Here is a 13838-nt window from a genome sequence, read left to right as displayed (position 1 = left end):
CACGAGGCTTTGTGCAAACTTTTTTCTTTTTAAGCAGACTTTTTTCTAATTCTGCAAACTTTATTTTAATTCAACATATTTGTTTGAAACTTTTCACATTCCCTCACAAATTCCTTGTATACCAATACCAATCCCAGTATGTTTTAGTTCTTCAGTTTCACCAACTAAATCAAATAATGAATCTTCAAAGATTCCAGACACTAAGGAAAAGATAAGTCCAATAAAATAGGATAATAAAGGATCCTGAAGAATAACTGACTTACTTCTCGAAACACTTTTGCACCAAAAGCCCTTGATAAAAAACCGAGAGAATTGCAGAGATAGCCGTAAATACAACTATATATGTTATACTAAGGACATTAAGTAAATTAGAGTATCATAGCAAAATCGTTTTCTTTATAGCGTTTAAGAAACAATTTTGTAATTGTAATTTAATTTCTTTTAAAGCAATCTGTTAAAAAATCAACCTTTTAACTCGTTATTTCGTTTAAGTAGATAACACGCATACTTGTGAAATAAAACTAATATAAAATATAAGAAAGGATAAATAATAGCCGAATACCATAGTTTCCAACCATTATAATAAAATGTCCCACTCCACAAAAATAAGTCTTCAAAAACAACAGAAATTACAGTCCAATAAAAGACATACAGTAATTTATCTTTTAGTTCTTTTTTATAGGGAAAAAAATTTAAATACACCGTATTTACCGCAGGAAAGATACCTAAAATATAAAGCATCCCACCCCAATCCACTCCTTTGTTAAAATATCCATACAAATCATATTTCAAGTCAAAAAATGTGTCTGTCATTATTTGAAGGAATGTAGAGAATAGGATTGTCGTTAAGATTTCGATTCCTGACATTTGTTTCGGTATAAGTATGAAAATTAAGTTAAATACTAAAATCGTTAGGATAAGAAAAAGCATTGTTGTAGCCCCACAATCTACAATATATTTTTCTTATCCTTTCCAACTTTTGATTCAAATATTTAACATTCCTGTCTCGTTAGCCATAATGTACCACTTCACATTCTTGATAGGGTAATACTATTGAGACACAGGTTTATTCCAAAAATAAATAGTATTCATAGCGTCTCACAAGATTTGTATCAAAATTTTCGGTTTCCTTCTCACCCTAATAATAAAATACTACTTGTTGTCAAAAAACCTATCCCAACAATTGAAACTACGGTTCTTATCCATGTCAAATATGTTCTTTCATTCTCTAAATGATGCTGTTGAGCATACTTTAATTGATTATTTTCATTTATTAAGGACTTTTGTTCCTGCTCACCTTTTTGCTTTGTACTCATATCATCACCCTGAAGTACGTATCTTGAGTCTTCGATACACAAATACGATTACACCAATTCCAATTAATACCAAAGAAACCACTTGGGCAATACGTAGTTGTGATGTCAGCATTAAACTATCGGTCCGTAAACCTTCAACGTAAAATCTTCCGATGGAATACCAAACAAGATAACTTAAGAATAATTCGCCATTCTTCAACTTTAACCTTCTAAGTACAAAGAACAAAATAACAAATCCTAATAGGTCCCATGAAGATTCATAAAGAAAGGTCGGTACATAATAAGTTCCATCAATAAACATTTGATTGATAATAAAATTGGGTAGATGGAGGCTTTCCAAAAATGCTCTTGTTGTTTCCCCACCGTGCGCCTCTTGGTTCATAAAATTTCCCCATCGACCAATTGCTTGTCCAAGAATCAAACTTGGCGCAACAATATCAGCAAGTTTCCAAAAAGAAATATTTTTCTTTCTTGTATAAATGATTGCGGTTAAAACGGCACCAATCAATGCACCGTGTATGGCAATTCCACCTTGCCATATGGCAATAATTTGAGACGGATATTGTGAATAATGCTCCCACTCAAATGCTACATAATAAATTCGTGCACAAATGATTGCAACTGGTGCGGCAATCATAATAAAATCAATTATAATCTCCTTATCCCATCCCAAACGATCAGCCTCTCGTGTCGCTATCCATAACCCCAGTATAATGCCACAGGCAATGATAATACCGTACCAATGAACGGATATTGGGCCGAGTTCAAGCGCAATTGGGTTTAACGGTTGTACATTATCAGTCATATTTACCTCCCCACAATTATTTTTTCTATCCTCTATAGTAACACAATAATTATCTAGAAGAATTTGAAATTTTCCGTTCCCCATTATATAAAATCCGTTCACGTTAAAATACAAAATTCCCATTTTCTTGTATAGAATTGATATAACAAGGAGGATTACTTCTTATTAATCTAATGGAATAGTAATCTGAACCTTCGTCCATTTCCCATACACACTATCAATTTCTAAAGTTCCTTGATAAATATCCAGTATCCTTTTTGCGATCGATAGTCCTAGCCCATTCCCACCATGTTTCCTACTTCTTGCTTTATCCACACGATAAAAGCGATTGAGCACAAAAGGTAATTCTTCTTTCGGGATACCCATTCCATAATCTTTTACCTCAATTGTCAATTCCTTGTCTGTATTTCTTACATTAATCTGTATGACCTTTTCATCTGTTGAATATTTTGTGGCATTGTCCAATAAAATGATCATGATTTGTTCAAGGTGGCTCTTCAGTATTTTTATAGTAAAATCCGTGTCAACATCTATAGTGGAGGATATTTTAAAATCATTATTTATTGTTTGAAAGTTTTCAACAATATCTTCCATAATCTCCTTCATTTTGACTTCTTCCAATGAGTTCATATTTGTAGTGGATTCTTCTGCTCTTGAGAGAGTCAATAATTCCGAAACTAGGTGAATAAGTCTGTTGGTTTCATTTAAAGTTAAATCCATTGAGCGCTCCAAAACTTTTGGATTGTCCTTCCCCCAACGATTGATAAGCGATAGATGTCCATGTATGATGGACAACGGTGTTTTTAATTCATGAGAGGCATCTTCTACAAATTGTTGTTGCTGCTGAAATGACTTCTCTAAGTTATCCATTAATTCATTAAACATAATTCCTAACTCTGTCATTTCATCTCGTTGCTTGTTAATTAGAACCCTTTCTTTTAGCCCATTCTCTTTTATTCTTTTCATTGTTCTTATCATTGAATTAATTGGCTTTAGTAGTTGAAAGGAAATAAGTCTGCCGCCGATTAAACTAAGGAGAATAGCAACCAGTCCCGCGACGATAACCAACATAAATATTTGATTAATCAAACTATCAAAGTTTTCTAAGTTGCGAACTATTTCTACTGTTCCTTTAAAACCATTTACTTCGATTGGCTTCCTAAATATCAACAAACGATCTCCTTTTGGAGAAAATTCCACCAGTTCCTCTTTTGTTACATTTTTCGGAGATACCCAACCTTGTGGTACCTCGTCTGATATCGTAAATAGCGGAGAATTGTTTTCCTTCACAATCCTTATCAGTTGATATTTTTCATTCAGAACGTCTAAATAGTGTTCACTTCCCGAAACATTCCCCTTAAAATTTGAATCTTGAATGTACGCGGTTACTTCTTCCATCTTTTTTTGAATGGTTTGTTTTTCTTGATTAACTACCCAGTTCTGAATGACAAAATACTGCAAAATATTATAAGAAAAAAATAAAAAAAGCATTAAAAGGGCAGCCCATAAAGTTAATTTCCATTTAATATTGATGCTTTTTGGAATGAACTCTTTAACGTTTCTCATTCTCTCATCACGTACCCCATCCCTCTCATCGTTTGAATATAACTTTCCTTATCTACAGAATCTAATTTATTTCTAAGATGTCTTACATAAACATCAACGACATTTGTTTCAATTTCCGCATCATAACCCCAAATATTTTCTAGGAGAACCTCCCTTGTTAAGACACGATTAATATTTTTCATAAACATAAACAATAAGTCATATTCCTTTTTCGTTAATTCTATCAATTGTTCGCCTTTTTTTAATAACCTTGATTCAATATTTAATTCTAAATCTTTGAATGACAAAAGTAGGGAAGGCAAATCATTACGTTTTTCTTCTCTTCTCATAATGACTCTAATTCTCGCTAGTAATTCTTCAATCGCAAATGGTTTCGGGATATAATCATCAGCGCCACTATCCAGCCCTAATACCCGGTCCATTACGCTATCTCTTGCCGTTATCATAATAATCGGAATATCCTTTACTGCCTTTAATCTTCGGCATACTTCAATTCCGTTTAACTTTGGCAGCATTAAATCTAAAAGAATCACATCCCAATTTCTTTCTAATGCAAGTTCAAGCCCCTCTCTCCCGTCAAAAGCAGCCGTTACATTGTATCCTTCATGCGTTAACTCAAGGACTATAAATTCTGATAATGCTTCTTCATCTTCAATCACTAAAATATCCAATTCATGACCTCCAAATGTTACTTTATCTATTTTGCATTACTTTCATAACTTGATTAAAATGACACTATTATCTTAAACCAAAAAGTAAAGTTATGATACAAAATGCATTTAATTGAAGTGGCTCATATATAATGAATAAGCCCTACTTGCACAAGCAAGTAGGACCCTATTTGAATTTACTGAATTATTCTTGTTCACTGTCACTTTCGGAATCATTTTCATCATCCACATCAACCTTTAAGACCTTACCTGTTTTGGCGTCTACTTTTACATCATGTTTTTTTCCTTGGTCGTCTGTTATTTCAACACCATAAACAACTGTTCCGTCTTCATCTTCAAGTTCAGTATCCGTTACTTGGCCTTTTACTTCTTTTAGTGCAATAGTTGTACTTTCTTCAGCCGTAATTTTTGCTTCTTTTTCTAATAGTTGTTGCTCTTGTTGATCGGAAACTTCACCATCTTTATCTTCTTTTTCTTCCTTCTCTCCTTTTTCGTTTTCTTCTTCATCATCAGCCTCCACTTTTAGAACCTTACCTGTTTTGGCATCAACTTTTACATCCTGTTTCTTTCCTTGTTCATCAGTAACTTCTACACCATAAACAACTGTTCCATCTTCATCTTCAAGTTCAGTGTCCACTGCTTTTCCTGCAACCTCTTTTAGTGCGGCTGAAATGGCTTCATCCTTAGTGATGGTTGCTTCTTTCGCCAATTGCTGCTGCTCCTGCTTATCTGTTACTTCTACCTTATTACCATTACTATCATTACTTGATGCAAATGCTGAAGTGTTTAATAGAGAGCCTGCTACTCCTCCTCCTACTATTGCTGCTGCCAATGCTGGTACGATAAATTTTTTCTTCATTTTTTCTTCCTCCTCATATTATGAACTGTGGTACATCCTTATCTTAATCCTCTACCATGAAGTAAGTCTGAAATGAATTTAAAATTAAATTAACCTTTGCGTGAAAAAATTTTCATTTTCTAATACCTTTATCATGTGAGTGCTTTTTCCTTCATTACTTGATTGATCATTATGTCCAGTTCTTGGCTTGTATACAGAGCCTCTTTACTTCTTAACCCATATTTCAACACTACATTATTTAACTCTTGTTGTTTTTCTGCCACCATTTTTTCAATATCCTGTTTTAGTAAAATTAAGTCTTTTTCCAGAACCATATATTATTCCTTAACACTCTTCCTTCTATTTTTTGTAAAATTCAATACTACAAAAATCAAGATAATAAGCGGGGTTCCTATTGATACAACTTGTATAATCGTCGGATTAATCTTTGTATTACCCATAATTTCGATAGGAATTCCATTACTTGAATAGATATCTAAACTATGAGCACTAGCGGCCGTTACATATAGATAGTAATTGCTGGTATACACAAAACGAATGGGAAGTGAAATTTCCTTTGTTTCGCCCGGTTTTAATTCCTTTACTTGTTCCGGTTTATCTGCACTATAGTCTTCTAAATTTACCGTCCATTTTTTGCCCATATCAGCCATTGTAATATAGACGACTAGATCTTTTATAGATTGGTTGGTATGATTCGTAATTTGTGCTTTAACTGTTGTCTCTTTCCCCGGATAATCTTTAACCTGATTAGGAGAGATTACTTTAACCTCAACATTAGGTTGCTCCATAGCAAATGCATTTTGCCCAGTAACTACAAATCCCAGAAGTATCGCCAGAACGATTCCTGCCTTTTTTAACAAATTACTCCCCTCCTAAAAAGTCCATTTTTTTACTTGCATAGAATAAGCAAAGGATTGATATACCCAAAAAACACAAAACAGGTAAACTATCCATAAAGATAGAGAAGAAACTTAATTTATTTACTAGCCAATCCTTTAAAGTCAGCATACTAGCAGAAACTGGACTCAATAAATCAACTAAATGTGCAAATCCTGACTTTTTCATTGTTGTTGATAGAAACATTGGTATGGCGGTCACCAAAAACAAGACGATCGACAAAAGGGTTGCATTTTTACTTGACGATATCCATGTAGAAAATGCTAATGACAGCAATGAAAAACTAATAACTAGCGGTAATCCGATTAGATATAAATAGGATAAAATCGTAAGCAACATATTCGTTCCATATGTCAAAGCATAGAAATAAGGGATAGATATAACCGAAATAATCAACCAAAAAACCAAAATTCCCACTACTTTAGAAAGGATTATTTTCACCTTGGATAAGGGTGTTAATAAAAGACTTTCTAAAGTTCCTTGCTCCCTTTCACCAGAAACCATTGTTGATCCTAATATGATAGATACTAAAATACTGATACCAATTAACGCTTTCATAAAAGTCATGTTTACTTCGACTTGAGCAAGTAAACTTAGTTCCTTCACCGATATGAAACTATAGGTCAAACCACTGAATAGAATGGAAATGGCAAAGAAAATCCAAACGCCTTTTCGGGAAAAGACATGTTCCCTTATTTCCTTTTTTATTAAACTGGACATTAGATGCTCCCCCCCACTTCATCAGTTGTTAAACTAAAGAATATATCCTCTAATGTAGGATTCTCATTCCTTAAGACTAAACGATAGCCTTTTATTAATTCGTCTAAATACCCTTCTTCAAGCAGTTTACCTTGTTTGACAATGGCTACACGATTACAAATTTCTGAGATTTCTTTTAATAAATGTGAAGTGATAAATACAGTAACATTCTGTTCTTGATTTAATCTTGTAATAATCGACTGTATATCTTTTTGCCCTTGTGGGTCCAAACCTAATGTAGGCTCATCAAGAAATATAATAGAGGGCTCATGCACAATAGTTTTCGCAATACCAATCCTTTGCCTCATCCCTCGTGAATATTGTCCGATTAGAATATCTGCTTTCCCGGCCATTCCTACCCATTCAAGAACCTCTTCAACCCGCGACTTGATCCTTTTCTTATCAACGCCATAAAGTTCAGCAAATAATTTTAAATATTCTCTTCCAGTCATCCAATTATAGTAACCATGAGATTCTGGCAATACCCCAATTAATTTGCTTACTAATGCATTTTCACTTTTTACCTCTTTTCCTTCAATGGTTACTGACCCATCACTCGGTTCTATTAACCCATTTAACATTCGGATGGTCGTCGTTTTCCCTGCACCATTTGGACCTAAAAATCCGTATATGTCACCTTTATTCACTTGAAGATTCAAAGAATCAACAGCCACAAAACCATTGTCATATTGTTTTGTTAAGTTTGTTGCCTTAATCATTTCAAACCCTCCTTAATACCCACTTTTTAAGTACAGATTTAATATAAATAATGACTATGAATCTCTCCCGAAGGTTTAAAAAATACAAATTAAAATTTCAATGAAAAATTTTTCATAATTGACCATATAAAAAAACTCCACTATTTAGGCGGAGTAGAAATATAAGAATTTATTTACCCTAAAATAATGACTGCAATTCCAACGACAAAACAATAGATTGAAAAGTAACCGAGTTTTCCCTTTTGCATAATATTAATGAACCACTTTAATGAAAAATAGGAAGCAACTAAAGAGGCAATAAAGGCTAGTGTATAGGGAAGAAAGAGTTCTCCCATTCTTGGATCATGAATTAAATCGGAAAGCGACAATATCATCCCACCTACACTAACAGGTATATAGAGAAAAAAGGAAAACTTAAGTGCTGTCTCACGTTTAGTTCCTAAGGCCATAGAAGATACAATGGTTGCACCTGAACGACTGATACCCGGTATTAACGCCACAGCCTGAGATAACCCTATTATAATAGAATCCTTGAGAGTTAGTTCGCCATCACCTTTACTACCCTTGAGATTTCGGATTAACCAAAGTGCAATACCCGTTATTATTAAAGTGAAGCCAATAACCCTTACACCTTTAAATATGGCTGCTAATTGGTCCTGAAATAGGACTCCAATAATTCCAGCAGGTATGGTACCAATAATCAGATAAAGAACAAAGTAAAAGTCCCTTTTCATACTTTCAGTTTTATTCGAAACGACTAAATAGGATACACTATTTTTTGTTAATTGAATCAAATCAGAGCGGTAAATGAACAAAACAGCAAGTAACGAGGCGAAATTGACCAACACCTCAAAACTTAATCCAGAAATTTGTAAGCCGAAAAAATGCTCGAATAAAACTAAATGTCCACTCGACGATACAGGAATTGGCTCCGTTATCCCCTGAATTAATCCCAAAAATAAATACTTTAATAGTTCAATCATATTCATTGAATCCACGTACAAGCACTCCTATCCGTTGCTGTTCTTTTTTGTTTTCTTTTTAACATAAATAAGCAATAAAATAATGAACAGCACGGCCAAGATTGCATAGGCGATGTTCGAATATATGTTCATATAATTGACAATATCATGCCATGATGAGCCAACAGCAGCACCCATTTTAATCAAAACAATATTCCAAATCATTGTTCCCACTGTAGTAAGTAGGAAAAATAACCAAAAATTCATACGTGACATACCTGCTGGGATGGATATTAAACTTCGAATTAGAGGGATAAATCTACAAAAGAAAACAGTCCAAACTCCATACCGATCAAACCATGACTGCGCCTTATAAATATCTTTTCTGGTAAGACGTAAAAAGTGCCCCCATTTGTCCACGATTTTTTCAAGCCTATTTACATTAATCAGCATTCCAACAGCATATAGAACAACAGCACCTGCCACTGAACCTGCAGTCGAGGCAACAACTACCCCTAGAACACTCATATTTGTGGTTGTGGTCATAAAACCTCCAAAAGTTAGGATGACCTCTGATGGGATGGGAGGAAATATATTTTCCAACATAATTAAGAGAAATATCCCCATGTACCCATAACTATTCATTATTTCAGTAATCCAATTTTCCATAAAAGCCTCTCCTTTACTAATGGGAAGATCATCTAAGTTGTTATATTACCAATCTTTCTAACCAATAAATCAAAAGTCACTATTAAAGTACCAAATATGGATGAAAACTTTACGTTACAATGATTAAAAATTTTTAATGTAAAGTTCTTCTCTAGCCCATAATTCGGGAAAATGTACTTAAATATCCTTTGCTATCCTTTCATAAATAACCAACAAAACGTTTGTTCCTATAAGCAACTTTTTTATATTGTTTCTCTTTATACCTTTGGAAGAACCAAATCGCAACAGTTAGCCATACTGCACTAGCAAAGTACCCACCTATAATATCGCTCGGATAGTGTACCCCCAGATAAATGCGGCTAATACCAATTATGAGGATAAATATGCTGCTTAATAAAACAATTGTAGTTCGCCCGAAGCGATTCGGAATATGCCTCCAAAAAATAAATGTCAAGATTCCATAAACAGCAAAGGCACTCATTGCATGTCCACTTGGAAAACTATACCCACCAACATCAATCAACAAATGGAAGTCTGGTCGAGCCCGATGAAAAAACATTTTTAAACCCTGATTTATCACTTGTGTTCCTATAATAACCGTTCCTAACAAAAGAACTTCGGCCCGGGATCTCAATACACTATATAAAATAAAGGACACTATAAGAAATAAAACTAATACCACAGGAAACGAACCGATAAATGTAAAAAACTTCATGATTGAAGTCAGTGTTTGTGATTCAAAACCTCGAACAAAGGAAATCAATGTTTGATCAAACCGAACTATTTTCTGTGCGCTAATTAGAATCGCTATAAAACTAAAACCGATTAGTGAAACAATGCCTATGAGAAAAGCACTTAATAAATGCCATTTTAATTTCATTTAGTTAACTCCTACTTTCATATATCAATAAAATGGTATTCTGGATACATATAATAAAGAGTAACAATAGAGAATGAAAATTTAAGGATTGAATGATTAAAAAAATTTAATGTTGTATATTTATTATTAAATCAAAAAAAAGGAGTTTTATCTCCTTTAATAAATACAGTACATTAGATTCCATTCCTTTCAATGTGAATGAATCAGACATTTCGTTAACTATTCTTTCCGCCGCTTTTCTACATTCCTCTTTATCTATATCCTTCAAAACAATAATAAGTTCATCACCTGCTATTCAAAACGACGCCATGTTTTCGCACACTTCTTTGCAGTCTCTCAACAACTTATATTAAAATGACATCTCCCATAGCATGCCAGAATGTGTTATTGAAAGTAATTTAAAAATAAATACTTTAGATAAAAGAAGACATAGACATTTTGTGTTGATTGAAGCGCTCAAACACAAATGCCTTTTTTAGGTAAATTACTAACAATTATTCCATTTGCTTTGTATTTTGGAATGACCAGATCCTCAACTTTATATAGTTTTGGCCACCTCGAAGATATCTCTTATACCTTTTAACAATGAAAGTAGTAATAAAGATGATTCCGGGGATGTTATTGAAGAATGTAGGAACTTGTTAAACTATGACAAAAAGTGAAGATGAAGATTTCAGGTTCAAGCATTTCCTTGGATTTGTGTAATCTTAATCTTTAATTGGTGTAGACGTGACAAGTGTTTAAAAGTGCTTTCAAACATTAAGGATATTGGTTTTATCTAACGTATTTTAGTTGTCTCTTATAGTAATAATTAAATGGGGGAAAAAGAGGATATTTTTCTTAACTCAATTAAAATATTCCTCTTCTTTGGTAAGTACCATAATCTTTGATGTTTAGATCAATCTCTAAATCAACATCGTATTCTGGCCAAACTTTCTTCCAATCATCTCCATCGTAGGGTTTAGAAAAAATACCTTTCGAATATATACCTAGATATAGTGGATCAACTCCCATTGTTTGAAATGTTTTTATTAAGGCATTCATTGACTTTTTCATCTCATTTTTTATATCCCATTTGAGTTCTAGTTGGTGCTCCTTTTTTGTTAAGTCCTTCTCTCCTTGATATTCATTTATTATACCATTAAACATCATCTTAATTTTTATTCGCTTTTGGTTACTATCCAATAGAACGTTTGTATCCGAATTTACCAACCCTAAATTCAGGTGCAAGTTCTCGAAGGAAAAGACTTCATGATAGTTGACTCTCCCATTAAGAAAATCGAAAACCTTAGATTCTTCTAATGTAAGTTGATGAACCATTTTATAGTCTTTAAAAACTGATACACCTTTAAAATGCAATTGATTATCAACTAAAGTGAAATACGGCAAATATGGGTCAGAATAATCAGAGTGAACAGCCCTTAGAAATTCGTGCAGATCAACTACTTGTATTTCTCCTTTATTTTGGTTGTGCTTTAGTTGTCTATAAAGTAAATAGTCTGCTGAAGAATTTGAATTTATTAATTTTTTGAAATCCCCATCAACTACACCTAAATATACTCGATCAGATATATCAGTATCCATATATAGTGCAGTAGTAACTTCCTCTAGTCCTACATCTTCTGCAATTTCCTTACTAAAAAAAACTACCCTTAATTGTCCATCCTTAATGTTCCTAAAATATTGAGAATTCAATTGAGTTTTAATGTCTTTGATAAGTGATTCTTCAGTGGTTAGCACAGCCCTCTTTTCACGCTTTACTGGGGGTACCATAGTTGTTACCTTATATTTTTCATCTTCCCCCTTCTCGAAATAATAAAGAATTGATGGCGCTATCTCTTCAATAGTATTTTCCCCTGCATTACAAGCAGTTAGAATAAAAATAATGATTAAAGTTGTTAAAGTTAGACTAAAAAATTTATCAACTCTCATATTTCCCCATCCTTTTTAAGAGATATAAAGCCAAGGGAACTACTATGTAGGTTACTGAAGTAAAATATATATATATATTTAACCAAAATTCTGACTGATCATTTTCTGACAAATACTTAGTTTCTATAAATAGCAAAAGAAATAAGAGTATGAAACTAAATAAAAAATAAGATAAGTAATTCATTTTAAACTTAAATATGAATTTAAGCCCTCTATATAATGATAAATTCACTAATGAAAGAGAAAAAATCAAAGGAAACATAAAAAAGGGAATAATAAACATTTCAATCCGATCGACAAATGGAGAATTTATGTACCTTGCCATTGTTACTAAAGGGTATTCAATCTTTTTTAAATAATCTGGCCCGAAGAAAACAACGGAAAAATAAAACAAAAAAGAAAACTCCAATAATGATAATGAATTACCTATAGTGCAATATTTATATATATTAATATTTGGCCTTATCCTTTTCTTTAGGAGTAAAATAAGTTCTGGTCCAGAAAAACAGGAGATTATAAATAAAATATGATTAATATCCTCCTTTTTCTCAAAACCATTCCAAATGGGTAGAAATTCACGGTGTGTTATGGAGGGCGAGAAAAGGAGTTCTACATATATTAAGACAATCCAAGCAGAAAATAGAAAAGAAAAGACAGAAAAACGTGAGATGTTTTCAACACCCTGATAAGTTAAATATGCAACTATAATAAATAAAATAATTAGGATACTTACCATTCGGTCTTCTCTTAAGAGGTATAACTGAACTACCCTTGCATAACCAATTAAAATGATGGAAAATTTTAATATCAAGTAGGAGACGCCTATTAGTACTAAGGGGTAAGATAATAGTTTAGCGATTTTCCCTATCCCACTAGGAACTCCCATATTTACACCTTTTTCTAACCACCGACTGATAAAAAATAGGTTCAATTGTGAAACAAGAAAACCGATAATAATTACCCAATATTTGTCTCCACTTATAAGTTGTGCTGGTAATAACAATAAAATATAACTAACCTGCAATCTATTTACAATGAAAATCAACTGAAAGCCGGTTATAAAAGAATTTTTACTCTGTGATTGAAAAAATGGAATTGATTGAAATAAGAATTTAAAACTCATTTTATTATCTATCCTTAGTTAACATTTTAGGTATTATATAAGGTTTCATGATAGACCTTTTTGAGTTCAGATATATAACTAAACCACAAAAAGCAGCAACGATACCAAACATACCGTAAGCATAGGCAATTAATAAGAGTAAATACCTTAATATTATTGTTGATGACCCCATGATATAATTCGGAACTAAAAAAGAGGAAACCGCTGTAATTCCTACTAAAACAATTAATATGTTACTTGCTAATCCTGCTTGAACAGCCGCATCTCCAATTATTATTCCTCCTACAACCCCAAGTGTATTTCCGGTTTTTGTTGGCATTCGCTTACTTGCTTCTTTTAAAAACTCCATAGTTATCAACATTAAAAAGGCTTCCCCTACAGGTGGGAAAGGTACTTCGGACCTACTTTCTATTACAATAAATAAGACTTCGATTGGAAACCCTTCGTAGTGGTGGGTGGTAAATGCAACATAAACTGGCACTAGTAGCAACGAAGAGAAATAACCAAAGACCCTCAGGACCCTAAGAAAATTGGCAGTCCATGTATTAAAAATATAATCCTCGGAAGTTAGAAAGAAATCTAAAAAGGAACTAGGACCAATTATGGCAAATGGATTCTGGTCAACTAAAATAACGATTTTCCCTTTTGATAAGGAGAGTCCCACAAAATCAGGGCGATCT

At 33.1% G+C, this 13838-nt stretch carries 16 protein-coding genes; all 16 read right to left on the bottom strand.

Annotated features, from left to right (window positions below):
* Positions 1-462: 462 nt before the first annotated feature.
* Positions 463-867 (bottom strand): CBO0543 family protein, encoded by a 405-nt coding sequence (locus ACEWK1_RS25090; protein ID WP_416636772.1) that lies wholly within the window; start codon positions 865-867, stop codon positions 463-465.
* Between the two features lie 266 nt (positions 868-1133).
* Entirely contained in the window at positions 1134-1316 is a 183-nt protein-coding gene (locus tag ACEWK1_RS25085) for a DUF202 domain-containing protein (protein WP_416636770.1), read from the bottom strand.
* A 4-nt stretch (positions 1317-1320) separates the two neighbouring features.
* Positions 1321-2121 carry a prolipoprotein diacylglyceryl transferase gene (lgt, locus tag ACEWK1_RS25080; RefSeq protein WP_416636769.1) on the bottom strand — a complete coding sequence of 267 codons (801 nt, stop codon included), beginning with the start codon at positions 2119-2121 and terminating at the stop codon, positions 1321-1323.
* A gap of 165 nt (positions 2122-2286) precedes the next feature.
* Positions 2287-3687 carry a HAMP domain-containing sensor histidine kinase gene (locus tag ACEWK1_RS25075; protein WP_416636768.1) on the bottom strand — a complete coding sequence of 467 codons (1401 nt, stop codon included), beginning with the start codon at positions 3685-3687 and terminating at the stop codon, positions 2287-2289.
* A complete protein-coding gene (locus ACEWK1_RS25070) occupies positions 3684-4358 on the bottom strand; it encodes a response regulator transcription factor (RefSeq protein ID WP_416636767.1) in 675 nt (224 codons plus the stop codon). The genes ACEWK1_RS25075 and ACEWK1_RS25070 overlap by 4 nt, the downstream gene beginning before the upstream one ends.
* A 184-nt stretch (positions 4359-4542) precedes the next feature.
* Positions 4543-5217 carry a PepSY domain-containing protein gene (locus ACEWK1_RS25065; protein ID WP_416636766.1) on the bottom strand — a complete coding sequence of 225 codons (675 nt, stop codon included), beginning with the start codon at positions 5215-5217 and terminating at the stop codon, positions 4543-4545.
* A gap of 131 nt (positions 5218-5348) precedes the next feature.
* A complete protein-coding gene (locus tag ACEWK1_RS25060) occupies positions 5349-5531 on the bottom strand; it encodes a Spo0E family sporulation regulatory protein-aspartic acid phosphatase (protein ID WP_416636765.1) in 183 nt (60 codons plus the stop codon).
* A gap of 3 nt (positions 5532-5534) precedes the next feature.
* Entirely contained in the window at positions 5535-6077 is a 543-nt protein-coding gene (locus ACEWK1_RS25055; protein ID WP_416636764.1) for a hypothetical protein, read from the bottom strand.
* A gap of 1 nt (position 6078) precedes the next feature.
* The gene (locus tag ACEWK1_RS25050) at positions 6079-6834 is read right to left on the bottom strand and encodes an ABC transporter permease (RefSeq protein ID WP_416636763.1); all 756 of its coding nucleotides are present in this window, start codon (positions 6832-6834) and stop codon (positions 6079-6081) included.
* On the bottom strand, positions 6834-7592 hold the full coding sequence (locus ACEWK1_RS25045) for an ABC transporter ATP-binding protein (RefSeq protein ID WP_152113285.1): 759 nt from the start codon (positions 7590-7592) through the stop codon (positions 6834-6836). Before ACEWK1_RS25045 ends, ACEWK1_RS25050 begins: the two co-directional genes overlap by 1 nt.
* A gap of 173 nt (positions 7593-7765) precedes the next feature.
* The gene (locus ACEWK1_RS25040) at positions 7766-8581 is read right to left on the bottom strand and encodes an undecaprenyl-diphosphate phosphatase (protein WP_416636771.1); all 816 of its coding nucleotides are present in this window, start codon (positions 8579-8581) and stop codon (positions 7766-7768) included.
* Positions 8582-8602: 21 nt separating this feature from the next.
* The gene (locus ACEWK1_RS25035; protein ID WP_416636762.1) at positions 8603-9223 is read right to left on the bottom strand and encodes a DedA family protein; all 621 of its coding nucleotides are present in this window, start codon (positions 9221-9223) and stop codon (positions 8603-8605) included.
* Between the two features lie 199 nt (positions 9224-9422).
* Positions 9423-10103, bottom strand: coding sequence for a phosphatase PAP2 family protein (locus tag ACEWK1_RS25030; protein WP_416636761.1), 681 nt, complete (start codon positions 10101-10103; stop codon positions 9423-9425).
* Positions 10104-10952: 849 nt separating this feature from the next.
* Positions 10953-12035, bottom strand: a complete 1083-nt coding sequence (locus tag ACEWK1_RS25025) for a Ger(x)C family spore germination protein (RefSeq protein ID WP_416636760.1) — start codon at positions 12033-12035, stop codon at positions 10953-10955.
* Positions 12025-13158, bottom strand: a complete 1134-nt coding sequence (locus tag ACEWK1_RS25020; protein ID WP_416636759.1) for a GerAB/ArcD/ProY family transporter — start codon at positions 13156-13158, stop codon at positions 12025-12027. The genes ACEWK1_RS25025 and ACEWK1_RS25020 overlap by 11 nt, the downstream gene beginning before the upstream one ends.
* A gap of 4 nt (positions 13159-13162) precedes the next feature.
* Positions 13163-13838 (bottom strand): spore germination protein (locus ACEWK1_RS25015; protein WP_416636758.1); only part of this gene is annotated, 676 nt, incomplete at its 5' end.

Origin of the sequence: Metabacillus sp. YM-086, from assembly GCF_048059995.1 — a bacterium.
In the GTDB taxonomy this organism is placed as follows: Bacteria; Bacillota; Bacilli; order Bacillales; family Bacillaceae; genus Metabacillus; species Metabacillus litoralis_B.
Note: the sequence above shows the minus strand (reverse complement) of the source record. Positions and strands in the feature narration are given on the sequence as shown.

Excerpts from the sequence above, each read along its gene's own strand:
- ACEWK1_RS25045 (WP_152113285.1), bottom strand. The coding sequence starts at position 7,592 with ATGATTAAGGCAACAAACTTAACAAAACAATATGACAATGGTTTTGTG.
- ACEWK1_RS25025 (WP_416636760.1), bottom strand. The coding sequence starts at position 12,035 with ATGAGAGTTGATAAATTTTTTAGTCTAACTTTAACAACTTTAATCATT.
- ACEWK1_RS25065 (WP_416636766.1), bottom strand. The coding sequence starts at position 5,217 with ATGAAGAAAAAATTTATCGTACCAGCATTGGCAGCAGCAATAGTAGGA.
- ACEWK1_RS25090 (WP_416636772.1), bottom strand. The coding sequence starts at position 867 with ATGTCAGGAATCGAAATCTTAACGACAATCCTATTCTCTACATTCCTT.
- ACEWK1_RS25085 (WP_416636770.1), bottom strand. The coding sequence starts at position 1,316 with ATGAGTACAAAGCAAAAAGGTGAGCAGGAACAAAAGTCCTTAATAAAT.
- lgt (WP_416636769.1), bottom strand. The coding sequence starts at position 2,121 with ATGACTGATAATGTACAACCGTTAAACCCAATTGCGCTTGAACTCGGC.
- ACEWK1_RS25040 (WP_416636771.1), bottom strand. The coding sequence starts at position 8,581 with ATGAATATGATTGAACTATTAAAGTATTTATTTTTGGGATTAATTCAG.
- ACEWK1_RS25020 (WP_416636759.1), bottom strand. The coding sequence starts at position 13,158 with ATGAGTTTTAAATTCTTATTTCAATCAATTCCATTTTTTCAATCACAG.
- ACEWK1_RS25050 (WP_416636763.1), bottom strand. The coding sequence starts at position 6,834 with ATGTCCAGTTTAATAAAAAAGGAAATAAGGGAACATGTCTTTTCCCGA.
- ACEWK1_RS25060 (WP_416636765.1), bottom strand. The coding sequence starts at position 5,531 with ATGGTTCTGGAAAAAGACTTAATTTTACTAAAACAGGATATTGAAAAA.
- ACEWK1_RS25035 (WP_416636762.1), bottom strand. The coding sequence starts at position 9,223 with ATGGAAAATTGGATTACTGAAATAATGAATAGTTATGGGTACATGGGG.
- ACEWK1_RS25075 (WP_416636768.1), bottom strand. The coding sequence starts at position 3,687 with ATGAGAAACGTTAAAGAGTTCATTCCAAAAAGCATCAATATTAAATGG.
- ACEWK1_RS25030 (WP_416636761.1), bottom strand. The coding sequence starts at position 10,103 with ATGAAATTAAAATGGCATTTATTAAGTGCTTTTCTCATAGGCATTGTT.